The sequence below is a fragment of the Agromyces sp. GQ35 genome (assembly GCF_059758475.1).
The window spans coordinates 483,502-506,858 of the sequence record NZ_JCAXEO010000003.1; the positions used below are offsets into that span (position 1 = coordinate 483,502).

At 69.8% G+C, this 23,357-nt stretch carries 21 protein-coding genes; 18 read left to right on the top strand and 3 right to left on the bottom strand.

Annotated features, from left to right (window positions below; translation table 11 throughout):
- Window positions 1–30 precede the first annotated feature (30 nt).
- Window positions 31–1,707: a ribonuclease J gene (locus AC6CH0_RS17395; RefSeq protein ID WP_498103165.1), complete on the top strand. Its 1,677-nt coding sequence runs from the start codon at window positions 31–33 to the stop codon at window positions 1,705–1,707.
- 21 nt (window positions 1,708–1,728) lie between these two features.
- Here AC6CH0_RS17395 and pdxR read toward each other — a convergent pair whose 3' ends face one another.
- Complete coding sequence (pdxR, locus tag AC6CH0_RS17400; RefSeq protein ID WP_498103167.1) at window positions 1,729–3,171, bottom strand: MocR-like pyridoxine biosynthesis transcription factor PdxR; 1,443 nt, start codon at window positions 3,169–3,171, stop codon at window positions 1,729–1,731.
- Window positions 3,172–3,251: 80 nt separating this feature from the next.
- On the opposite strand from pdxR, the gene AC6CH0_RS17405 reads away from it, so the two are divergent.
- The 9 genes from AC6CH0_RS17405 to AC6CH0_RS17445 all read left to right on the top strand — a co-directional run bounded on the left by AC6CH0_RS17405 (window position 3,252) and on the right by AC6CH0_RS17445 (window position 12,989).
- Window positions 3,252–3,821, top strand: coding sequence for a dihydrofolate reductase family protein (locus tag AC6CH0_RS17405; protein WP_498103169.1), 570 nt, complete (start codon window positions 3,252–3,254; stop codon window positions 3,819–3,821).
- Entirely contained in the window at window positions 3,811–5,097 is a 1,287-nt protein-coding gene (locus AC6CH0_RS17410; RefSeq protein ID WP_498103171.1) for an MFS transporter, read from the top strand. Before AC6CH0_RS17405 ends, AC6CH0_RS17410 begins: the two co-directional genes overlap by 11 nt.
- 85 nt (window positions 5,098–5,182) lie before the next feature.
- Window positions 5,183–6,265, top strand: a complete 1,083-nt coding sequence (locus AC6CH0_RS17415; protein WP_498103173.1) for an efflux RND transporter periplasmic adaptor subunit — start codon at window positions 5,183–5,185, stop codon at window positions 6,263–6,265.
- A complete protein-coding gene (locus AC6CH0_RS17420) occupies window positions 6,262–7,056 on the top strand; it encodes an ABC transporter ATP-binding protein (RefSeq protein ID WP_498103175.1) in 795 nt (264 codons plus the stop codon). Before AC6CH0_RS17415 ends, AC6CH0_RS17420 begins: the two co-directional genes overlap by 4 nt.
- Window positions 7,053–8,294 carry an ABC transporter permease gene (locus AC6CH0_RS17425; protein ID WP_498103177.1) on the top strand — a complete coding sequence of 414 codons (1,242 nt, stop codon included), beginning with the start codon at window positions 7,053–7,055 and terminating at the stop codon, window positions 8,292–8,294. The genes AC6CH0_RS17420 and AC6CH0_RS17425 overlap by 4 nt, the downstream gene beginning before the upstream one ends.
- A gap of 49 nt (window positions 8,295–8,343) precedes the next feature.
- Entirely contained in the window at window positions 8,344–8,832 is a 489-nt protein-coding gene (locus tag AC6CH0_RS17430) for a GNAT family N-acetyltransferase (RefSeq protein ID WP_498103179.1), read from the top strand.
- A 96-nt stretch (window positions 8,833–8,928) separates the two neighbouring features.
- Window positions 8,929–11,835, top strand: coding sequence for a DNA translocase FtsK (locus AC6CH0_RS17435; protein ID WP_498103181.1), 2,907 nt, complete (start codon window positions 8,929–8,931; stop codon window positions 11,833–11,835).
- Between the two features lie 37 nt (window positions 11,836–11,872).
- Complete coding sequence (gene pgsA / locus AC6CH0_RS17440; RefSeq protein ID WP_498103183.1) at window positions 11,873–12,475, top strand: CDP-diacylglycerol--glycerol-3-phosphate 3-phosphatidyltransferase; 603 nt, start codon at window positions 11,873–11,875, stop codon at window positions 12,473–12,475.
- A gap of 13 nt (window positions 12,476–12,488) precedes the next feature.
- Complete coding sequence (locus AC6CH0_RS17445; RefSeq protein ID WP_498103185.1) at window positions 12,489–12,989, top strand: CinA family protein; 501 nt, start codon at window positions 12,489–12,491, stop codon at window positions 12,987–12,989.
- A 28-nt stretch (window positions 12,990–13,017) separates the two neighbouring features.
- Here the strand turns inward: AC6CH0_RS17445 and AC6CH0_RS17450 are convergent, their stop codons facing one another.
- Together AC6CH0_RS17450 and AC6CH0_RS17455 are read right to left on the bottom strand one after the other, a co-directional pair.
- The gene (locus tag AC6CH0_RS17450; RefSeq protein WP_498103187.1) at window positions 13,018–13,713 is read right to left on the bottom strand and encodes a response regulator; all 696 of its coding nucleotides are present in this window, start codon (window positions 13,711–13,713) and stop codon (window positions 13,018–13,020) included.
- Window positions 13,710–15,353 (bottom strand): ATP-binding protein, encoded by a 1,644-nt coding sequence (locus tag AC6CH0_RS17455; RefSeq protein WP_498103189.1) that lies wholly within the window; start codon window positions 15,351–15,353, stop codon window positions 13,710–13,712. Before AC6CH0_RS17455 ends, AC6CH0_RS17450 begins: the two co-directional genes overlap by 4 nt.
- Window positions 15,354–15,540: 187 nt before the next feature.
- On the opposite strand from AC6CH0_RS17455, the gene AC6CH0_RS17460 reads away from it, so the two are divergent.
- From AC6CH0_RS17460 to miaB, 8 genes are all read left to right on the top strand, one after another.
- Window positions 15,541–16,608, top strand: coding sequence for a Bug family tripartite tricarboxylate transporter substrate binding protein (locus AC6CH0_RS17460; protein ID WP_498103191.1), 1,068 nt, complete (start codon window positions 15,541–15,543; stop codon window positions 16,606–16,608).
- Window positions 16,605–17,162, top strand: a complete 558-nt coding sequence (locus AC6CH0_RS17465) for a tripartite tricarboxylate transporter TctB family protein (protein WP_498103193.1) — start codon at window positions 16,605–16,607, stop codon at window positions 17,160–17,162. Before AC6CH0_RS17460 ends, AC6CH0_RS17465 begins: the two co-directional genes overlap by 4 nt.
- Complete coding sequence (locus AC6CH0_RS17470) at window positions 17,155–18,756, top strand: tripartite tricarboxylate transporter permease (protein ID WP_498103195.1); 1,602 nt, start codon at window positions 17,155–17,157, stop codon at window positions 18,754–18,756. The genes AC6CH0_RS17465 and AC6CH0_RS17470 overlap by 8 nt, the downstream gene beginning before the upstream one ends.
- Window positions 18,757–18,902: 146 nt before the next feature.
- Window positions 18,903–19,211: a helix-turn-helix domain-containing protein gene (locus tag AC6CH0_RS17475; RefSeq protein WP_056013571.1), complete on the top strand. Its 309-nt coding sequence runs from the start codon at window positions 18,903–18,905 to the stop codon at window positions 19,209–19,211.
- A gap of 67 nt (window positions 19,212–19,278) precedes the next feature.
- Entirely contained in the window at window positions 19,279–19,524 is a 246-nt protein-coding gene (locus tag AC6CH0_RS17480; protein ID WP_498103197.1) for a DUF3046 domain-containing protein, read from the top strand.
- A 325-nt stretch (window positions 19,525–19,849) separates the two neighbouring features.
- The gene (gene recA, locus AC6CH0_RS17485; RefSeq protein ID WP_498103199.1) at window positions 19,850–20,917 is read left to right on the top strand and encodes a recombinase RecA; all 1,068 of its coding nucleotides are present in this window, start codon (window positions 19,850–19,852) and stop codon (window positions 20,915–20,917) included.
- A 202-nt stretch (window positions 20,918–21,119) separates the two neighbouring features.
- Window positions 21,120–21,734, top strand: coding sequence for a regulatory protein RecX (locus AC6CH0_RS17490; RefSeq protein WP_498103201.1), 615 nt, complete (start codon window positions 21,120–21,122; stop codon window positions 21,732–21,734).
- Window positions 21,735–21,779: 45 nt separating this feature from the next.
- Window positions 21,780–23,357 carry a tRNA (N6-isopentenyl adenosine(37)-C2)-methylthiotransferase MiaB gene (miaB, locus tag AC6CH0_RS17495; RefSeq protein ID WP_498103314.1) on the top strand — a complete coding sequence of 526 codons (1,578 nt, stop codon included), beginning with the start codon at window positions 21,780–21,782 and terminating at the stop codon, window positions 23,355–23,357.

Here is a 23,357-nt window from a genome sequence, read left to right on the forward strand (position 1 = left end):
GAACTGAACACCGCAACAGAAGGAGGGCCCATGCCCGACGTCGTCATCGATCCTGCCCCGCTCGAAGCCGGGACGCTCCGCATCATCCCCATCGGCGGCCTGGGGGAGGTCGGCCGCAACATGACCAGCTACGAGATCGACGGCAAGATCCTCATCGTCGACTGCGGCGTGCTCTTCCCCGAAGAGCACCAGCCGGGCGTCGACCTGATCCTGCCGGACTTCGGCTTCCTCAAGGATCGCGTCGACGACATCGTGGGCGTCGTACTGACGCACGGTCACGAAGACCACATCGGCGCTGTGCCGTACCTGCTGCGGCTCCGGGGCGACATCCCGCTGATCGGCTCGCAGCTCACGCTCGCGCTCATCGAGGCGAAGCTCAAAGAGCACCGCATCAAGCCGTACACCCTCACGGTGAAGGAGGGCGGGCGAGAGCAGATCGGCCCGTTCCGCCTCGAGTTCATCGCCGTCAACCACTCGATCCCCGACGCGCTCGCCGTGGCGATCAAGACCGACGCGGGCACCGTGCTCGCGACCGGCGACTTCAAGATGGACCAGCTGCCGCTCGACGGCCGTCTGACCGACCTGGGCGAGTTCGCGCGGCTCGGTGCAGAGGGCGTCGACGTGTTCATGGTCGACTCCACGAACGCGGATGTCCCGGGCTTCACCCCCCTCGAGCGCTCGATCGGCCCCGTGCTCGACGAGGTCATCAACCGTGCTCCTCGCCGCGTCATCGTCGCGAGCTTCTCGAGCCACGTGCACCGTGTGCAGCAGGTGCTCGATGCAGCATGGGCGAACCACCGACGCGTCGCGCTCCTCGGTCGCAGCATGGTGCGCAACATGACGATCGCCGCCGAACTCGGCTACCTGAAGGTGCCCGAGGGCGTGCTCATCGACTACAAGAAGGCCGGCAACATCCCCGACGACCAGATCGTCTACATGTCGACCGGATCGCAGGGCGAACCGATGGCCGTGCTCTCCCGCATGGCGAATCGCGACCACCAGATCGAGGTCGGCGAGGGCGACACGGTGATCCTCGCCTCGAGCCTGATCCCCGGCAACGAGAACGCGGTCTACCGCGTGATCGACGGGCTCACGAAACTCGGCGCGAACGTCGTGCACAAGGCGAACGCCAAGGTGCACGTCTCCGGGCACGCGGCGGCCGGCGAGCTGCTCTACTGCTACAACATCCTGAAGCCGAAGAACGTGCTGCCGATCCACGGCGAGTACCGCCACCTGTTCGCGAACGCCAAGCTTGCGCAAGACACCGGCATCCCCGCGAAGAACACCTTCATCGGCGAGAACGGCTCGGTCTACGACTTGCGCGACGGCGTGCTGCGGGTTGTCGGACAGCTCGATCTCGGCTTCGTCTACGTCGACGGCTCGACGGTCGGCGAGATCACCGACGCCGACTTGAAAGACCGCCGCATCCTCGCCGAGGAGGGCTTCATCTCGGTCATCGTCGTCGTCGACGCGTCGACCGGCCGGGTCATCACCGGGCCCGAGATCCACGCACGCGGTTTCGCCGAAGACGCGTCGGTGTTCGACGACGTCAAGCCGAAGATCATCGAGGCGCTCGCCGAGGCGGCGCAGAACGGCGTTCGTGATTCGCACGCGCTCTCGCAGATCTTGCGCCGCGTGCTCGGCGGCTGGGTCAACCGGCGCCTGCGTCGGCGCCCGATGCTCGTGCCCCTCGTCATCGAGGCGTAACCCGGCGAGGCGCGCTCGTCGTCAGGGCGCGGCCGCGGCGGCAGGCTCGGGCTCGGCGATGACGGGCCCGAGCGCGGCGATCGCCTCGACGAGGGACTCCTCGTCGGTGTTGCCGAAGCCGATGACGAGTGCCGGCACGAGGTCGGTGCGAGTGAGCACCGACCGGGCGAGACCGACCGCGGCGATCGATCGTTCGGCCGCGGCTGCGACGGCGTGCGATTCGCTCACCCCCGACGGGAGTTCGAGCACGCCGTGGAAACCGGCTGCCAGGCCGGTGAGGGTGCGTCCCGGTGCGTACCGGTCGAGCGCATCGAGCAGCACGCGGCGACGTGACGCGTAGATGCCGCGCATGGCCCGGACATGCCGATCGTGTCGGCCGCTCTCGAGCAGGAGACCGAACGCGTATTGATCGAGTCGTGAGCTGCCTCGGTCTCGCGAGCGCTTGGCGTCGGCGAGCGGTTCGGTGAGCGACGCCGGCGTCGCCATCCACGCGAGCCGCAGGCCGGGCGCATGGGTCTTGCTGGCCGAACCGATGAGCAGCACTCGGTTCGGAGCGAGACCCTGCACGGCGCCGATCGGCTGGCGGTCATAGCGGAACTCGGAGTCGTAGTCGTCTTCGATGATGTACCCGTCGACGCGCTCGGCCCACTCGGCGAGGGCGCGCCGTCGCACTGGCGACAGCACCGCTCCGGTCGGTGATTGGTGCGCCGGGGTGACGAGCACGGCGCGCGCGCCGGAGGCTTCGAGCAGCGCGACGTCGATGCCGTCGGCATCGACGGGGACAGGAACGGGCGAGACTCCGGCCGCGATGGCGAGCTGGTCGACGGAACGGTCTCCGGGGTCCTCGACGGCCAGGGTGCGGATGCCCCGCCGGGCGATGACGTCGATCGCGATGGCGATGCACTGGGCGAACCCGGTCGCGAGCACGAGGCGTTCGGCCGAGGCGTCTGCGCCCCTCGCCCGACGGAGGTGGGCGGCGACGGCGTCGAGCGCGAGCGGATGCCCCCGACCGTCGTCGTAGTCGAGGTCTCTGGGCCGTACCCGCCGGGTCGCTTCCGTGAACGCCCAGGCCCAATCGCGGGCCGGAAAGCGCGAGAGATCGGGCACGCCGGGGCGGAGGTCGTAGCGCGCATGCACCGGTCCGGGCGGCGCCCCGGACTTGGAGCTCGGGGCGCTCGCGGCGTCGCGTCTCGCGGCACGGGGTGAGACCCGGGTCTTCGATCCGGGCTCTGCGTCGAGGTAGCCCTCGGCGACGAGTTGCTCGTACGCCTGCACGACCGTGCCGCGGGCGACGCCGAGTTCGGGCGCCAGCGCTCGGCTCGAGGGGAGCGTGTCGCCGCCGGCGAGCCTGCCCGCGCGAGCGGCATCGCGCAGGGCGGATTGCAGGCGAGCTCCGATGCCCCCGTCGCCCGCGAGGTAGGGGGTGAGGGTGAGGAGAAGTTCCGAACTGGTCCAGTTTTCCACTATGAAAGTGGACTTTAGCACTGGGCCAGATGATCCGTACCGTCGGAGACATCACCGCTTTCCCGCGAAAGGAACAGATTATGGGCACCACGGCGCTCTTCGCCTCGGTCTCCGTCGACGGATACGCGACCGGCGTCGACGGCGACCTCACTCGGCTGCACCGGTGGCTGTACGACTTCGAGGCCGCGACCGGCACGGGCTATTCGGACGAATTCACCCGGCGATTCGGCGAGGCCGGCGCGATCGTCTTCGGGCGACGCACCTACGATTCGGGGCAGGAGCCCTGGGGCGACGAGGAGGTCTTCAGCGCCCCGGTGTTCGTCGTCACTCACGAGACGCTGCCGCCGGTGGCCAAGAACGGCACGGTGTTCACCTTCGTCGCGGGAACGCCCGCCGAAGTGCTGGCCCTCGCGCAGGCCGCGGCCGGCGAGCGTACCGTCGCGCTGATGGGCGCGCCCGATGTCGCGAACCAGTTCCTGCGCGCCGGACTCGTCGACGAGGTCCTTCTGCACCTCGTGCCGATCCTGCTCGGCGGAGGCACTCGTCTGTTCGACGGCGGGCTGCCGGCGACGATCGAGCTCGAATCGCGATCATGCGTTCCGGGCCCCGAGGTCACGGAGGTCGGGTACGGGGTGCGTCATGCCGTGTGAGCGTGCAGGCGGTCTCCGGCGTCTTCCGGTGTTCGCGGTCTCGGCCGGGGCGATGACGGCGTTCGCCGTTCCCCTCGCCGCGACGCCGGCGCAAGCGGCCGCCGCCGGGAACGGTGCAGCGGCGGCGGCGCTGCTCTCGACCGTGTTCCTCATGGGGATCGTGCTCGGAGAGCTCGGGTCGACGGCGGTCATCGGACGACTCGGAGAACGCCGCGCAGTCGTGTGCGGTCTCGTGATGCTCGGGCTGCCGTCGCTCGTCTTCGCCGCCTCCGACCAGCTCGTCGTGTGGGCACTCTGTTCCGCGGCTCGGGGCATCGGCTTCGCCGCGGTGGTCATCGCTGCTGCGGCCATCGTCGCGGCGGCGGCCGAAGAGGGTCGTCTCGGCTCGGAGCTCGGCTGGTACGGGCTCGTGGCGGGCGTGCCGTCGATCGTCGGACTCCCACTCGGGCTTGCGCTCGCGGATGCAGGCGCGTACACGGCGGTGCACCTCATCGCCGCCGGCGCCGCCGTTGCGGCGATCCCTGCGGCGATCGCGCTCCCGCACCGGGCAGGGGAGGGCGCCGGGACATCCGCTCGGCCCACCTCGGTGCGGACAGCGGGTTCCGCCCGCCAGCGCCGCACGGCCGGGAGCGCCGGCCTCCGCGCTGCGGTCCGATCTCGCGGCGCCGTGCCCCTCGCGGCGGCGCTCGCCGCTGCCGCTGCGGCGAACGGGGTGTTCGTCGTCTTCGTGCCGTTGTCGGGCGGTGACATGGTGGTCGGGGTCGCGGCTCTCACGGCACTCGCGCTCGGCGCTCCCATCGCCCGGGTGATCGCTGGCCGTCTCGGCGACCGACTCGCCCCACGGGTCCTTCTGGCGCCGTCGCTCGTGCTCAGCGCGGGGGGCCTGCTCGTGGCCGCGATCGCCACGGATCCGGTCGCGCTCATCATCGCGGCCGGCGCATCGGGTGCGGGGTTCGGTGCCGTGCAGAATGCGACGCTGCAGGCGCTCTGCCGCGCCCGTGTCGCCGCCGACCTCGCCGCTGCGAGCGCACTGTGGAACCTCGCCTACGATCTCGGGCTCGCGGCCGGCACGTTCGGTTTCGGTGTCCTCGCGTCGTCGATCGCACCCCAGAGTGCCGCGGCCATCGCCGGCGTGCTCCTGCTGCCGGCTGCGGCACTGGTGCTCGTTCGGCGCGGCGACGGGCCGGAACGCGGCACCCGCTCCGATCGGGTCGGACGCGGACGCGTCCCGATGCCGGCTGCCGCCGCGTCGGGGATGTCCCCGAATCATCCCTGAGAGGGACTCCGCGATCCACCGCGACTCCCTAGGGTGGTGAAGATGCCCGGCGGCCTCTGACCGGGCGACATCAAGAAGGAGTGCCGTGGGCGTCTGGCGCAAGTGGATCTTCCCGATCGTTCGAGTCGTGCTGGTGGCGGTGATCGCGATCGCACTCGCGAAGCTCGCGTTCTTCCCTGATCGGGCCGAAGCCGACGCAGAGTCGATCTCGCCGACGGGCACCGTCTCCGAACCGCAGGTCGCGGTCGCACGTGGGTCGATCGCCAACGACATCGTGCTCACCGGCACGGTGAACGCGGATGCCTCGGCGCCCGTGAAGGCGACGGGCACCGGCACGGTCGACGAGGTCTTCGTCGGGGCGGGGCAGCAGGTCTCGGCCGGGCAGAAGCTCTTCGACATCAAGGTCGAAGACAAAGTCGAGCCCGTCGAGTCGACGGGGCCCGACGGCCTGCCGATGACGACGATGCCGCGTGCAACGTTCCACTTCGAGAAGGTGCTGGCGCCGACCGCCGGCGTGCTCTCGTCTCTCGACGTCATCGCGGGGCAGCCCGTCGCCACCGGGGATGTCGCAGGCCAGGTCGCGCCGCCGAGCTTCAACGTCACCGCGACGCTCAGTCCTGAACAGCAGTACCGGCTCACGAGCGCGCCCACCGAGGCGCTGGTGACGATCGCCGGCGGCCCTGCGCCGTTCACCTGCGGCGGCCTCGTGATCTCGACGCCGCTCTCCGGTGCCGGCGCGAATCCGGCCGGCGGCGCGGCCGGGGCGGCGGGGGCGTCGGGCGAGTCCGTCGCCGGCGGCGGTGGCGCGGGAGCGAGCGGTACGACCGTTCGTTGCGCGGTGCCGGGCGACGTCAGGGTGTTCCCCGGGCTGTCGGCCCAGGTGAAGATCTCGGCAGGCAGCGTCGCCGACGTGCTGGTCGTGCCGATCACGGCGGTCGAGGGCGGTGCTGAGACCGGGGTGGTCTGGATCGTCACGCCCGACGGCGAACGAGCTGAGCAGGCCGTGCGACTCGGGCTCAGCGACGGCACCCAGGTCGAGGTCGTCGAGGGCCTCGCAGAGGGAGACGAGGTGCTGCAGTTCGTGCCGGGCGCACCGGGTGAGACCGGTGCCGAGGGCTGCATCCAGACCCCCGACGGCATGATGATGTGCGGAACCGTCACCCAATGACGCTCATCGAGGCGCGCGGCGTCGGCCGCACGGTCGAACTCCCGGACGGGCGCCCACTCACGATCCTCTCGAGCGTCGACCTCACGGTGTCGGAGGGCGACCGGGTGTCGATCGTCGGCCGTTCCGGCTCGGGCAAGTCGACCCTCCTGAATCTGCTCGGCCTGCTCGATGCGCCGACCGAGGGTGAACTCGCGTTCCTCGGCCATGACATGCGTCGCATCGGCAGCGGCGCTCGAGATCGGCTGCGCGGGCGCGAGATCGGATTCGTCTTCCAGCAGTTCAACCTGCTGCCGGGGCGCACGGCGCTCGAGAATGTGCAGACGCCGCTGCTGTATTCGGGAGGCATCGAGTTCTGGCGCCGCGAGCGCATCGCCCGCGAGATGCTCGAGCGCGTGGGGCTCGGCGAGCGGCTCACGACGAAGCCCGAACGGCTCTCGGGCGGCGAGCAGCAGCGTGTCGCCATCGCGCGCGCACTCGTTCGACGGCCGCGGCTGATCCTCGCCGACGAGCCGACGGGGGCGCTCGACCTCGAAACAGGTGCCGAGGTGATGGCGCTCATCGAGTCGGTCGCCGTCGAGACCGGCGCCGCGCTCGTCACCATCACGCACGATCCTGCGATCGCTGCGCGCTCGAATCGACACTTCCGGCTCGTGAGCGGGCGGCTGCAGTCGACGGATGGCGCTGCTGACGCATCCGATTCGTCCGAGCCGTCGGGGTCGTCCGTGCGGGCGGACACGTGGGGGTCGTCGGCGATGTCGGAAGCGGACGCCGAAGCGGAGGCCGTCGCGTGACCGGCTGGCTGGCCCGCATCGCGACGGGCATGGTGAGCACCGTCGTCGAGGCGCTCGAGGAGCTGCGCATCCACCGCGGTCGGGTGCTGCTCTCGCTCATCGGTGTCGCGATCGCGGTGTGTGCGCTCGCGACGGTCGTCGGCGCCGGCGCGATCGCCGAACAGGCGAGCCGCGAGATGCAGGAGCGGTACGGCGGTCGGCCCGCCACCGTTTCGTTCAACGTCAGCGTGGCGAGCAGCGCGCCCGACGCCCAAGCCGCCGCCACCGCCTGGCGGACCGCGCTCGATCGGCACGAGATCGAGTACGCGAGCCGTACGGGCTCGGGGAGTCTGACCGTGCAGTTCGCCGATGGAGCGGTGTCCGTGCCGATGCAGGTCGTCGACGCCGACTACGGCGTCATGCACCGGGTGCGCCTCATGGAGGGTGCGTGGTTCACGGAACGCGATGCCGACCGGCTGGCGCCGGCCGTCATCGTGAACGAGGTGTTCTGGGCGCGACTCGGGAGCCCGCCGCTCGCGAGTCATCCGACGGTCGAACTCGTCGGCAGGGGTGCCACCACCGGTGTGATCACCGGCGTCACCCCGTCGCAGAGCGAGTGGGAGACCGAACCCACCGCGATGATCCTGACGGATGCCTTTCTGCCGCTGCAGAGCGCCACGGCCGATCCGATGATGGGCGCCTACACGCCGTCGTACGAGATGTGGGTTCCCGACAGCTCGGCCGAAGAGCTGACGGCATCCATGAAGCAGGCATTCACCTCGGAGCTGGGCGAGGGTGCGACGGTCGAGGGATGGCGCAGCGACTTCGCCGCGCAGGAGGGCGACCCGTTCCTGCCGATCAAGCTGCTGGTGGTCGGTGTGGCGGTCGTGATCCTGCTGCTCGGCGCGCTCGGGCTCCTGACGATCGCACTCGTGACCGTGCGGGGCCGCATCCGCGAGATCGGGGTGCGGCGTTCGTTCGGAGCCACGGCGGGCCGGGTGTTCTTCTCGGTGCTCATGGAGACGGTCGTCGGCACCTTCGTGGCGGGTGTCGTCGGGGTCGGCATCGCGATCGCGCTGGTGCGGAGCCCGCTCATGGGCATGATGCTGGGCGGCGCCGAGATCCAGGACATGCCGGGATTCCCCGTCGAGGCCGCACTGATCGGCATCGGTTCGGCGGTCGCGGTGGGCGCCCTCGCAGGTCTGCTTCCGGCACTCGGCGCGGTGCGGGTGAAGGTCATCGACGCCATCCGCTTCTGACCTCGACGCACGTAACACCGACGAAACACGGCGCGCGTAGCCTCCGCGCATGGCGGCGTTCAGCGTGCGCCCGGCCACCCCGAGCGACGGCTCGTTCCTCGCCGACATGGTGGTCGAGGCGGCGAACTGGCGGTCGGGAGCTGTCCGGCCGCGACCGACCGTGCTCGCCGACCCCTACTCCCGCGGGTACATCGCAGGCTGGCAGCGACCGGCCGACCGCGGTGTCGTCGCGATCGACGGCGGCGGGCGACCGGTGGGTGCCGCGTGGTACCGGCTGTTCGCGGCAGGTGCAGCTCATGGCTTCGTCGCGGTCGGGGTGCCCGAGGTGATCATCGGGGTCCGGCCGCTCTGGCGCGCGCAGGGCGTCGGGCGAGCGCTCATGCAGGCCCTCGCCGACACGGCGCGCACTGCCGGGTTCTCGCGGCTCACGCTCAGCGTCGAGCACGGCAACTTCGCCGAGTCGCTGTATCGATCGGAGGGCTTCGTCATCGTCGCGAGGGGCGCGGACCGGCACACGATGGTGCGGTCGCTGCGCTGAGTGCGCGACATCTGGCGAGCGGATGTCGCGCACGGATCGTCAACACTCGCGGCAGGATGCGGCCCGGTGTGGGCGAGCGGCCGTAGCCTTATGGGCATGGCTACGAGCACCAGGTCGAACGGTCGTGCCTCGGGCGCGCCCTCGCGTGCTTCGAGTGCCCGCACGGCGCCCACGAAGAAACTGCCCGCCACGAGCACCCGTACCGCTGCGGCGAAGAAGACCCCTGCGGCACCCGAGGGACCGAACCTCCTCGTGCGCGCGTGGATGGGGCTGGCGCACCTGATCGGCGGCGCGGCCCGTGCACTCGGCCCCGAGACGCTCTCCAAAGAAGAACGCCGAGACGGGCTGCCGTTCTTCATCGTGGTACTCGCCATCGTCGGCGCGGTCGTCGAGTGGTTCTTCATCAACGACCCCGTCGCGCAGGCGTTCGACTCGTGGACCTTCGGTGGTCTCTTCGGCCGTGTCGCGTTCGCGCTGCCGGTCGTGATGCTGCTGTTCGCCGTGTGGCTGTTCCGGCATCCGAGTTCCGTGCACGACAACACGCGCATCGGCATCGGTCTCGGGCTCCTCCTGCTGACCGTCTCGGCGCTCTGCCACCTCTTCGGCGGCCAGCCCGAGCCGAGCGAAGGCATGGCAGTGCTCGCGCGGGCCGGCGGCATCCTCGGCTGGATGGTGGCGGCTCCACTCACGTTGCTCATCACCCAGGCCGGCGCGACAGCCGTCGTGATCGTGCTGCTCCTCCTGTCGTTGCTCATCATCACCAAGACGCCGCCGAACCGCATCCCGGCCCGTTTCCGCGAGCTCTACGAATGGCTCTTCGGCGCCACGCACGACGAGCCCGTCACCGAAGTCGGCCCGAAGCCCGCGAAGCGCGATCGCAAGAAGTCGGTGCAGACCGAACTCGACGGCATCGACGCGCTCGGCGTGCCCGGCGAAGACGACGACGAGCCGGCCCGCGGCGGTCTCGTGCCGTGGTGGCGTCGCAACGACTCCAACCGCGAGGAGGACCCGTCCTTCGCTGCACCCGGCGTCGAAGGCCTCACCGAGGTCTTCGGGCCCGGTTCGGTCGCCGGCAGTTTCGAGACCCCGCTCGAGGGTGTGCCCGCGCCCAGCACGTACAACACCGAGGTGCTCGGCGATCTCGAGCGCGCCGAGTCCGCGCTGCAGCAGTTCACCGGAGACGTGCCGCGAGGCGGCACCGGACTCCGCGGCGATGACGCGGGGGCCACGAACGCGCTCGCCGTGTTCGACGACGCCGGTTCCGCCGCCGCGGTGCCGGCTGCGGCGGAATCGTCGGAGTTCGAGGCGGAGGCGGCATCCGAACCCGACCGTCCGTACAATCTGCCGGCGGCATCGAGCCTCGCAGCGGGCCCGCCGCCCAAGACCCGGTCGCAGGCGAACGACGACGTCGTGCGACAGATCACCGCAGTGCTCGACCAGTTCGGCGTCGACGCGAAGGTCACCGGATTCTCGCGCGGACCGACGGTCACGCAGTACGAGATCGAGCTCGGCCCCGGCGTGAAGGTCGAGCGGGTCACCGCGCTCTCGAAGAACCTGGCCTACTCGGTCGCTTCCAACGAGGTGCGCATCCTCTCGCCGATTCCGGGCAAGAGCGCGATCGGCGTCGAGATCCCGAATGCCGACCGCGAGACGGTGACGCTCGGCGACGTGCTGCGCTCGAGCGCAGCCGTCAATGCGAACCACCCGATGACGATCGGCGTCGGCAAAGACGTCGGCGGTGGCTACGTCGTCGCCAACCTCGCGAAGATGCCGCACCTGCTCGTCGCCGGTTCGACCGGTTCGGGCAAGTCGAGTTTCGTGAACTCGATGATCACTTCGCTCCTGATGCGGGCGAAGCCCTCAGACGTGCGCATGGTGCTCATCGACCCGAAGCGCGTCGAGCTCGCACCGTACGCGGGTGTCCCGCATCTCATCACGCCCATCATCACGAACCCGAAGAAGGCCGCCGAAGCGCTCTCCTGGGTCGTGAAAGAGATGGACATGCGCTACGACGACCTCGCGTCGTTCGGCTTCCGCCACATCGACGACTTCAACAAGGCCGTCGTCAACGAAGAGATCGTGCTGCCCGCCGGCTCCGAGCGCAAGCTCAAGCCGTACCCGTACCTGCTCGTGGTGGTCGATGAGCTCGCCGACCTCATGATGGTGGCTCCGCGCGACGTCGAAGACTCCATCGTGCGCATCACCCAGCTGGCGCGCGCCTCCGGCATCCACCTCGTGCTGGCGACCCAGCGACCGTCGGTCGACGTCGTGACGGGGCTCATCAAGGCGAATGTGCCCTCGCGCCTCGCGTTCGCGGTGACGAGCGTCACCGACTCCCGCGTCATCCTCGACCAGCCCGGTGCCGACAAGCTCATCGGCCAGGGCGATGCGCTGTTCCTCCCGATGGGTGCGTCCAAGTCGATCCGCGTGCAGGGCGCCTGGGTCACCGAGGCCGAGATCGAGAAGGTCGTCAAGCACGTCACCCGGCAGGCGCGGCCCGAGTACCGGCAGGATGTCGCGGCATCCGTCGAACGCAAAGAGATCGACTCCGACATCGGCGACGACCTCGAGCTGCTGCTGGCGGCCGCCGAGCTCGTGGTGTCGACGCAGTTCGGCTCGACGTCGATGCTGCAGCGCAAGCTCCGCGTCGGCTTCGCGAAGGCCGGCCGACTCATGGACCTGCTCGAGTCCCGCGAGATCGTCGGCCCGTCCGAGGGCTCGAAGGCGCGCGACGTGCTCGTGACCGCCGAGCAGCTGGCCGGCGTGCTGGCACGTCTTCGCGGCGAGGAGCCGGCGGGCGCGCCAGCGCCCCGTGCTGCGGCGCCGGCGCCGGCGACGAACCAGAGCGGGCCGCTCGGCGACGGCATCGCGTCGGGCGAGGCCTACGACGAACCCGACTCCCGGTACGACGATCCGGTGGCCCGAGCGAGCGAGGGCCTGCCCGAGGTCGAGGCGGACTCCGACTCCGATGAAGACGCCTGGGGCCTCACGGGCCGCGACTGAGCATGATCCGCGCCGCCGTGGCCGGTAGTCTGGAACCATGACCTCCTCCGCCGGAAGCCCCGTGCGATCGGCGAACTGGAACCTTCCGAACGCGATCACCGTCGTTCGCATCCTGGCAGCGCCGGTGTTCTTCTGGATGCTGCTCGCCGACGGGGGAGCCGACGGCTGGCTGCGGTGGGCCGCGGCCGTGCTGTTCATCCTGGCCATCGCCACCGACGGCATCGATGGGCACATCGCCCGTTCGCGGGGACTCGTCACCGATCTCGGCAAGATCCTCGACCCGATCGCCGACAAGCTGCTGACGAGCGGCGCACTCGTCTGTCTCTCGATCCTCGGTGAACTGCCCTGGTGGGTGACGGCGATCATCGTGGTGCGCGAAGTCGGCATCACCGTCTGGCGCCTCGTCGAGCTGCGTCGCGGCAACGTCGTGCCCGCGTCATCCGGCGGCAAGTTGAAGACCGTGGTGCAATCGGTCGCGATCTCGTTCGCGCTCGTGCCCCTGTGGCTCGTGGTCGGCGAGTGGGTGCACTGGGTCAACGGCGTGCTCATGACCGCGGCGGTCGTGCTCACGCTCTGGTCGGGCCTGCTCTACGTGCGTGACGCCATTCGTCTCGCACGCGCGCCCCGCGACGCGAGCTGAGACGAGCGAACGGATGCCTCGTGCCACCGGAGACCCGGCAGCCCGGCTCATCGCCGAGCTCACACAGCGCGACCTGCGCGTCGCCGTCGCCGAGTCGCTGACGGGCGGGCTCGTGGTCGCCGAGCTCACGAGCGTGCCCGGGGCGTCCGTCGTGGTCAGCGGCGGCGTCGTGGCCTACGCCACCGCCGTGAAGCGGTCGGTGCTCGGCGTCGACGCCGAGCTGCTCGAAGCCGAGGGCGCCGTGCACCCCGAGGTCGCCCGGCAGATGGCCGATCGGGTACGCATCGCCCTCGCGGTCGACGGCCGCGCCGCCGACCTCGGCATCGCGACCACCGGGGTCGCCGGGCCGACCGGGCAAGACGGCAAGCCGCCGGGCACGGTCTTCGTGGGCATCGCGTTCAGCGGCGAGGTCGAGGCGGTCGAGCTCGCGCTGAGCGGCAGCCGTGCCGAGATCCGCACCGCGACCGTGCGCGCCGCGATCGAGGCGGCGCTCGTCGGCCTGGCTCACGCCTGAGGCGGGTCGCCGAGGAGTCGAGACCGCGTCAGGCGACCGGTCGCGCCCGAGGCGCACGGTACCGGTGTTCGGGTCGCCCGGCGGTGCCGTATCGCGGCGACACCTCGGCGGCACCACGCGCGACGAGGTGCTCGAGGTAGCGGCGTGCACTGACCCGCGACATGCCGAGGGACTCGGCGATCTCGGCGGCCGAGGCATCCGATTCGCAGACGGCCAATTGCGCGGCGACGCGCTCGAGGCTCACCGAGGACAGGCCCTTCGGAAGCACCGCTCGCCGGGTCGACGCGCCACCGAGTATCTGGTCGACCGCGCGCTGGTCGAGCGCGGCGTCCGGCATCGCGGAGTCGGCGACGATGCCACGGCGCACCTCGTCGAGCCGTTCGCCGAGTGAGGCACCCGAGAAGGGCTTGACGAGGTAGTGGCGCACGCCGAGCTGTCGCGCCCGGCGCACCGTGTCGAGGTCGCGCGCCGCGGTGACGGCGATGACCTCGACGTCGTCGTCGGCCGCGCGAAGGCGCCGCAGCACGTCGATGCCGCCGAGGTCGGGCAGGTAGACGTCGAGGAGCACGAGCTGCGGGCGGTGCAGCTCGATCGCCGCGAGCGCCTCGGTGCCGGTGTGCGCCTCGGCGACGACCGTGAAGCCGGAACGCGCGTCGACGAAGGCCCGGTTGACCTGCGCCACGGCGAAGTCGTCGTCGACGATGACGACACGGATGTCGCTCATGCGGGCGCCCCGATGCCGGTGCCTGCCAGCGTCTCGGGATGTTCCCGACGGCGTGGCTCCGGCCAGGGGAGTCGCACCGTGAATCGCGCGCCGCCAGCCGGTGCCGCGTCGACCGTCGCCGAGCCGCCGAGACGATCGGCGATGCGCGTGACGATCGTGAGTCCGATGCCGCGACGCGCCTTGCCCGGGGCCGGCGACTTCTCGCTCACATCGGGTTCGAAGATCGCCGCGCGCCGGTCGACGGGCACTCCGGGGCCGTCGTCGTCGACGCGCACGACCACCTCTCCTGGCACGAGGTCGTCACGAATCGAGAGCGTCACCCGACCGCCGAGCACGCACGCTTCGATCGCATTGTCGAGGAGATTGCCGACCACGGTCAGCAGCTCGGTTCTCGGAGCACCGTCGCCGGCCGCATCGAGGTGCGATTCGGGGTCGAGGGTCAACTCGATGCCGAGCTCCTGCGAGCGCGAGCGCTTGGCGAGCACCAGGGCGGCCGTCTCGACGTCGCCGATGCCGTCGTGCTCGTCGAGGGTGGAGAGCGCGCCGCCGCTGCCGACGCGTTCGATGAACGCGATCGCCGCCTCGACGTGTCCGAGCTCGAGCAGCCCGCTCACGACGTGCAGCTTGTTGGCGAACTCGTGCGACTGCGCCCGCAGCCCCTCGGCGAGCCCTTGCGCTCCTTCGAGCTCGCGCAGCATGGTCTCGAGCTCGGTGCGGTCGCGCAGGATCGCGATCGAACCGATCTCGCGCCCGTCGACGTCGACGCGGTCGCCGTGCACGAGCAGCACTCGTTCGCCCGACAGCACGAGCGTCTCGCGGTCTTCTCCCGACGCGATGAACGCGGCGAGCTCGCGATCGAGCACCGCGTTGACCTGCTCGCCGAGCACTGCCGCCGGCTCGTCGATGTCGAGCAGGCGGGCGGCGGCATCGTTCATGAGCACGATGCGCCCGGCGTCGTCGACGGCGACGAGTCCTTCGCGGATGCCGTGCAGCATCGCCTCCCGGGTCTCGAGGAGCGCCCGGATCTCATCGGGTTCGAGCCCGTAGATGCGGCGACGGATGACGCGGCCGATCCACGCCGAACCGATCACCCCGATCACGGCGGCCGCGACGAGCGCGACGAGGAGCATCGTGAGCCCGCCCGCGAAGTCGGCACGCAGCTCGGACTCGAGGATTCCCACCGAGACCTGTCCCATGACCTCGCCGTCGGCCGCGAAGATCGGCACCTTCACGCGCCATGACTCGCCGAGCGTGCCCGTCTGCGTGCCGACGTAGACCTCGCCCGAGAGGGGGATCGCGGGGTCGGTCGACACCTTCTCGCCGATGCGGTCGGGGTTCGGGTGCGAGTAGCGGATGCCGAGGTCGTTCGCCACGACGACGTACGTGACGTTCGAGGCGCGCCGCACCACCTCCGCCACCGGCTGGATCGTCGCCGAGGGGTCGAGATCGTCGAAGGCGCCGGTGATCACGGGGAGTCCGGCCACCGACTGGGCGACGGCGACCATGCGGTCCTCGTAGGCGTCGCGCAGTTGCTGTTCCTGCATCCACACCGCGGTGACGCCCGTGCCGACCACGGTCGTGAGCACGATGACGAGCTGCAGCAGCAGGAGCTGCATGCCAAGCGTCATCGACCGGCCCATCCGTCAAGTCTGCCGCACGACGACGGAGCGCAAGCCCGCGCGACCGTGACCAATACGACCGAATCGACCGAAACGACCAGTACGACCGTTACGACCGCAGGCTTCCGACGCGGGCTCCGCCCGCCCTAGCGTCGGCGGCACATCGATCGTCACGCCCGTGGATCTCCCGGGCACTCAAGGAGGAGCTTTGCGATCTCACAGCGGGCCGAGCACGTCGGCCGCACTCACCCGGACCCCCCGCACCACGGCGCGCATCGCGTTCACGGGCGTCGGCGTCGCCGCCCTGCTCGGCCTCGCCGCGTGCGCGGCCCCTGCCGGCGGCGACGCAGGCGAGGCGGATGGCGCTGCGGCATCCCTCGATGCCGTGAACCTGATCGCTCCGGCCGACCCCGGCGGCGGCTGGGACCAGACGGCCCGCGCCATCTCGCAGGTGCTGGCCGACGAGGGTCTCGTCACGCAGGCGCCCGTGCAGAACGTCGGCGGCGCCGGCGGAACCGTCGGGCTCGCCTCCCTCGCGAACGAGAAGGACCCGGCGACGCTCATGGTCACCGGTCTCGTCATGGTCGGCGCCGTCGAGACGAACGCCTCCGACGTGCGCATCGAGGACATGACCCCCATCGCGCGGCTCACCGAAGAGGCGCTCGTGCTCGTGGTGCCCGCCTCGTCGCCCTACAAGACCACCGAAGACCTCGTCGACGCGATCGTCGAAGAGGGCGCGGCGATCTCGGTGACCGGTGGCTCCGCGGGCGGCGCCGACCACATCCTCGCCGGAATGCTCCTGACGGACGCCGGCGTGGATCCCGACGACATCCCGACGACGCTCAACTACATCCCGAACGCCGGCGGCGGCGAGGCCGTCACGATGCTGCTCGGCAACACCGTGCAGGCGGGCATCTCGGGCGTGGGCGAGTTCGTCGAGCAGATCGAGGCCGGCGAACTCCGCGCACTCGCCGTCTCGTCGTCCGAGCCCGTCGAACTGCTGCCCGACACCCCGACCCTCGTCGACGAGGGCTACGACGTCGAACTCACCAACTGGCGCGGACTCCTCGCGCCCGGCGGCATCTCGGACGCCGAGATCGAGGCGCTCACGACGCTCGTCACCGAGTTGCACGACTCGGAGGGCTGGACCGCGACGCTCGCAGACAAGGGCTGGGCCGACGCGTTCCTCGTCGGCGACGAGTTCCAGTCGTTCCTCGACGGCGACATCGCAGAGGTGACGAAGACGCTCGCCACGATCGGCCTGGTCGCCCCGTGACCGACGCCGCCAGGGCTCCCCTCGACGCTGCGGCGCCGGGGGGACCCGCGCCTCTGGGTGCACCGGTCGGGGAGTACGTCTTCGCAGCGGTGTGCGCAGCCCTCGGCGCCTACGCGATCATCGGCGCCGGATTCATCCGCGTGCCGCCGGGCTCGGCGAGCGTGCTCGGGCCCCGGGCCTTCCCGTACGCCGTCGGGGTGCTGCTCGTCGCGGCATCCGTCGCCGTCGTGGTGCAGCTCGTGCGCGGCCGCCGAGGCGTGCCCGACGAGGGGGAGGACGTCGACCCCGATGCTCCGACCGACTGGCTCACGGTGGTCAAGCTCGTCGTGTGCTTCCTCTCGCAGATCGTGCTCATCGAGTTCGCCGGCTGGCCGCTCGCGGTGACGGTCCTCTTCGCGGGGGCCGCGTGGTCGCTCGGCGCGAAGCGCTGGTGGATGGCCGTCGCCGTCGGGTTCGGTCTCGGACTCGTCACCCAACTCGTGTTCGGCTCGTGGCTCGGACTCTCGCTGCCCGCCGGACCCCTCCTCGACTGGATCCCGATCTTCCATGGATAGCCTCACCGCACTGCTCGAGGGGTTCGCCACCGCGCTGCAGCCCCAGTACCTGCTGTACGCCCTCTTCGGCGTGTTCATCGGCACCGCCGTCGGCGTGCTGCCGGGAATCGGCCCCGCGATGACGGTCGCGCTCCTACTGCCGCTCACCTACTCGCTGGATCCCACGGGTGCGCTCATCGTCTTCGCCGGCATCTACTACGGCGGCATGTACGGCGGATCGACGACCTCGATCCTGCTGAACACGCCGGGGGAGTCCGCGTCGATCGTGACGGCGCTCGAGGGCAATCGCATGGCGAAGGCCGGTCGCGGTGCGGCGGCCCTCGCGACGGCTGCGATCGGGTCCTTCGTCGCGGGAACGGCGGCGACGCTCGCCCTTACGTTCCTCGCCCCCGGCATCTCCAAGCTCGCGGTGCAGCTCGGCCCCGCCGACTACTTCGCGCTCATCGTCGTCGCCTTCCTCACGGTCGGCGCACTGCTCGGCTCGAGTGTGCCGCGCGGGCTCGTCTCGCTCGGCCTCGGCCTGCTGCTCGGGCTCGTGGGCACCGAGGTGCTCTCGGGCCAGCAGCGCTACACCTTCGGCATCCCGAGCCTCGCCGACGGCATCGACGTCGTGATCATCGCCGTCGGCCTCTTCGCCCTCGGTGAGACGCTCTACGTCGCGTCGCGCCTCCGGCACGGCGCTGTGCGCGTCATCCCGGTGACGAAGGGATGGCGCAGCTGGATGACCCGCGGCGACTGGTCGCGCTCGTGGCGCCCGTGGTTGCGCGGCACCGCGATCGGCTTCCCGATCGGCACGATCCCGGCGGGCGGTGCGGATGTCGCGACCTTCCTCTCCTACGCGGCGGAGCGGAAGCTCGCGAAGGGCGATGCGCGGGCCGAGTTCGGCCGCGGTGCGATCGAGGGAGTGGCCGGGCCCGAAGCCGCCAACAACGCGGCGGCCGCGGGCGTGCTCGTCCCGCTCCTCACGCTCGGGCTGCCGACCACGGCGACGGCCGCCATCATCATCTCGGCGTTCCAGTCGTACGGGATCCGCCCCGGGCCGATGCTCTTCGAGAACCAGTCGGGCCTCGTGTGGGCGCTCATCGCGAGCCTCTACATCGGCAACGTCATGCTGCTCGTGTTGAACCTGCCCCTCGTCGGGATGTGGGTGAAGGTGCTGCGCATCCCGCGGCCGTACCTCTACGCGGGCATCCTCGCCTTCGCAGGGCTCGGCGCCTACGCGCTGCACTTCAACGTGTTCGACACGGTGACCCTGCTCGTGGTCGGCCTCGTCGGCTTCTTCATGCGCCGATACGGGTACCCGGTGGCGCCGATGGTGGTCGGCGGCATCCTCGGTCCGATGGCCGAGGAGCAGCTGCGCAAGTCGATGGCGATCAGCCAGGGCGAACTCGCCTATCTCGTGCACAGCCCGTTCGCGATCGTCGCCTACAGCACGCTGGCCGCCATCATCGTGCTCGGCATCTGGTTGAAGCGGCGCAAGGCGAAGCTCGAGGCGACGCCGACGCTCGTGCCGACGGCGGCGATCGCGGCCATCGAGGGCCGGGAGCACGAGACATCCGGGAGTCGAAGGGAATCCGGCGGGAACGCGGAATAGTCTTCGTGAACACCCTGTTACATGTGGCAGGTTCACACGAAAGCCCCAGTGTGCAACGCTAGATTGGAAGCCACGGAGAGTCAGGTAGACTGACGCTCCCGTTTCCGGCTCCAGCGGAGTCGCAGGCAAAGAGAAGGAGGTTCCCGATGGTCCTGGTTCGACAGGAGATCGGCGATGTGCTGAGGGACTTCCGCCTGCAGAAGGGTCGCACCCTTCGTCAGGTCGCGTCCAAGGCGAGCGTCGCGCTCGGCTACCTGAGCGAGGTGGAGCGCGGCCAGAAAGAGGCCTCCTCCGAGATCCTCGCCTCCGTTGCCGACGCACTCGACACGCCCATCTCCGTGATCATGCACGAGGTCGGCGATCGCATCGCAGTGCTCGAGGGCCTCTCGGTGGTGCCCGACAGCCTGCCCGACGAGCTCGTCGCAGAGTTCGACGCCGACCTGATGGTCCGCTGACCACCCGCTTACGAAACGCCGATCGGCCGGTCCTCGGACCGGCCGATCGTCTGTCCGAGAGGTGCCAGTGAAGCTCAGCGAATTCCGGACCGCGATCGACGACGAGTTCGGCGCCGGCTACGGCGGCGTGCTCGTGAACGACCTGGTCCTCACTTCGCTCGGCGGTCGCACGGCGCGCGAAGCGCTGGCTGCGGGTGTACGGCCGCGCGAGGTCTGGTTCGCGCTCTGCGAGGCGACGGACGTCCCCGACGAGCGACGCCACGGCGCAGGACGCCCGGTGCCGGGGGAGTCGCGCCCACCGAGACGACTCTGACGCGCGGGCAGTTCCTCACCGCATCGAAACCGCATCGAATCTGCATCGAATCTGCATCGAATCCATGTTCGACACGCGGGTGTTTCTTCGAATGTGTGTTCGGAGGCTGCGCTAGGCTCCTCAACAGCAGGAGTACCAGCGCATCTGTCCACATCCTCGTCGAGTCTGGCGTCGGATGTCGGTGGCCGGTCATACGGTCGATGCGTCGGAACACACCGCAAACGCCTTGTCGCGAGACGCCGCGGGTCAGCACCAATCCATTGGGGCCCGCAACGTGGAACGACAGCCTAGAGGCAGCAGCAATCGAGCATCGAAGGAGCCCACCATGGCATCACCAGCAGACCGCGAGAAATCGCTTGAGACCGCACTCGCGCAGATCGATCGCCAATTCGGCAAGGGCTCGGTCATGCGTCTCGGCAGCGAAGATCGCGCACCCGTCGAGGTCATCCCGACCGGTTCGATCGCCCTCGACATCGCGCTCGGCATCGGGGGCATCCCACGCGGCCGCATCGTCGAGATCTACGGCCCCGAGTCCTCGGGCAAGACCACGCTGACGCTGCACGCGATTGCCAATGCTCAGAAGGCCGGCGGCATTGCGGCATTCATCGATGCAGAGCACGCGCTCGACCCCGAGTATGCCAAGAAGCTCGGCGTCGACATCGATGCGCTCCTCGTCTCCCAGCCCGACACGGGTGAGCAAGCGCTCGAGATCGCCGACATGCTCGTGCGCTCGGGCTCGATCGACCTCATCGTCATCGACTCGGTGGCCGCACTCGTGCCTCGCGCTGAGATCGAGGGCGAGATGGGCGACTCGCACGTGGGTCTGCAGGCGCGCCTCATGTCGCAGGCACTCCGCAAGCTCACGGGTGGCCTCAGCCAGACGAACACGACCATGATCTTCATCAACCAGTTGCGCGAGAAGATCGGCGTGTTCTTCGGCAGCCCCGAGACCACCGCCGGCGGCAAGGCGCTGAAGTTCTACGCCTCGGTGCGCCTCGACATCCGTCGCATCGAGACGATGAAAGACGGCACGGAGGCGGTGGGCAACCGCACCCGGGTCAAGGTCGTGAAGAACAAGATGGCGCCGCCGTTCAAGCAGGCGGAGTTCGACATCCTGTACGGCACGGGCATCTCGCGCGAGGGCAGCCTCATCGACTTCGGCGTCGACCAGGCGATCGTGAAGAAGTCGGGCGCGTGGTACACCTACGACGGCGATCAGCTGGGCCAGGGCAAAGAGAACGCTCGCAACTTCCTGTTGCAGAATCCCGACATCGCGGCCGATATCGAGCAGAAGATCCTCGTCAAGCTCGGCGTCGGGCAGCCTGCCGGCGCGGTCGCGGCACCGTCGAATGTCGAATCCATCGAGCCGAAGCTCGGCCGCAAGGGCGCCTGACGCACCGAAAGCGATCGAAGCCTGACGGCGTAGTGAACACGACGAAGACCGGGGTGAGCCAGATATGAGCGACGAATCATCGGAACGGCTTGCCCCGGTCACGTACTTGCCGTGGGCGAAGGAGCCAGTGGCTCCTCCGACCCGTGCGTCTCGCGCGCAGCAGGCGGGTGTCGACGCACGCGATTCTCCCCGAGACGGGATCGTGCCCCTCGTGACTCCCGCTCAAGACCTGCCCCCTGAGTCACCGCGCAGAGAGCAGGCGTCCACCACCTGGGGGCGTGGGGCTGCCGGGCACGGTCGCGCGCGAGAAGTCCAGAACGGTGCGGATGAGCCCGACGAGACGGGGGCCGAACGTGATGCACGAGTCGACCGGCTCGTCGTTTCGCGGCTGCGCCGATCCGCCCTCTCGGTATCCGAGGTGCGGGCAGTGCTCGTCGAGCACGGGCTCGACGACATCGAGGTCGAGGAGTGGGTCGAGCGTTACGAGCGCCTCGGCTATCTCGACGACGCCAGACTCGCCGAGCAGGTGGTGCACAGTCACGGCGTGCGTCGAGGCCGCGGCAGCGGTGCGATTCTGCAAGAACTGGGCCGTCGCGGCGTCGACAACTCCCTTGCGCGCGCCGCGGTCGAAGACCTCGACCCCGAGACCGAGCTCGACAACGCGCGAGTGGTCGCCGAGCGTCGTGCGCGGCAGCTCAGGGGACTCGACCGGCAGACGGCAGAGCGCCGGCTTTCGGCGTTCCTGCAGCGACGGGGGTACCCCGGTGACGTCGTGCGCGAGGCGGTGTCGGCGGCACTGGCAGCCGATCGCTCGTAAACTGGTGCGATCATGAGCACCATTCACGACGTCTCCCTTGATGAGATGCCCCGCGACCGGGTCGCTGAACCTGCAGTACTGCCGCGCACGTACGAGGTTCGCACGTTCGGGTGCCAGATGAACGTGCACGATTCCGAGCGGCTCTCGGGCTCGCTCGAGGCTGCGGGCTACGTGCCCGCCGACGGCGCCGAGCCCGACATCGTCGTGATCAACACCTGCGCCGTCCGCGAGAACGCCGACAACAAGCTCTACGGCAACCTCGGCCACCTCGCCTCGGTCAAGCGACGTCACGCCGGCATGCAGATCGCGGTCGGCGGTTGCCTGGCCCAGAAAGACAAGAACGTCATCCTCGAGAAGGCGCCGTGGGTCGATGTCGTCTTCGGCACGCACAACATGGGTGCGTTGCCGAGGCTGCTCGAGCGTGCTCGACACAACGACGAGGCGCAGCTCGAGATCCTCGACTCGCTCGAGGTCTTCCCGTCGACGCTGCCGACCAAGCGCGACTCGGTCTCCAGCGGCTGGGTGTCGATCTCGGTGGGGTGCAACAACACCTGCACCTTCTGCATCGTCCCGGCGCTTCGCGGCAAAGAGAAAGACCGGCGGCCCGGCGACGTGCTCGCCGAGATCCAGACGCTCGTCGACGACGGGGTCGTCGAAGTCACGCTGCTCGGCCAGAACGTGAACTCCTACGGGGTCGAGTTCGGCGACCGGCAGGCATTCGGCAAACTGCTGCGGGCCGCCGGGCAGATCAACGGACTCGAGCGCATCCGCTTCACGAGCCCGCACCCGGCGGCGTTCACCGACGACGTCATCGACGCCATGGCCGAGACGCCCAGTGTGATGCCGCAACTGCACATGCCGCTGCAATCGGGCTCCGATCGCATCCTGAAGGCGATGCGCCGCTCCTACCGTTCCGAGAAGTTCCTCGGCATCCTCGATCGAGTGCGCGCACGTATCCCCGAGGCCGCCATCTCCACCGACATCATCGTGGGGTTCCCGGGCGAGACCGAAGCGGACTTCCAAGACACCCTGCGCGTCGTCGAAGCCGCGCGGTTCGCCACGGCATTCACCTTCCAGTACTCCATCCGTCCCGGCACGCCTGCGGCGACGATGGAAGACCAAGTGCCCAAAGAGGTCGTGCAAGAGCGCTACGAGCGTCTCGTCGCCCTGCAGGAGCGCATCTCCTTGGAAGAGAACCAGCGTCTCATCGGCCGATCCGTCGAGGTGCTCGTCTCCACGAGCGATGGCCGCAAAGACGCAGAGACGCACCGGTTGAGCGGTCGCGCCGAAGACAGCCGCCTCGTGCACTTCGAGGTGCCCACCGGGTCCGAACCGCCGCGTCCTGGCGACGTCGTCTCGGTCGTCGTCACCCAGGCGGCACCATTCCATCTGATCGCCGATTCGTCCGACGATGCCGCACTGCGCATCCGCCGAACCCGTGCCGGCGATGCGTGGGACCGATCCGAAGCCGAGAGCTGCGCCGTTCCATCCGCCCCCGGAGCGTCCGTCGCCGGTCGGGTCTCGCTCGGACTGCCCGTGCTGCGCGCCCGTGCCGGCGAGCCGCTCGTCTCGCCCGGAGTCGCAACGATGCCGATCTACGACCCGACAGACGGCCAACGCTGA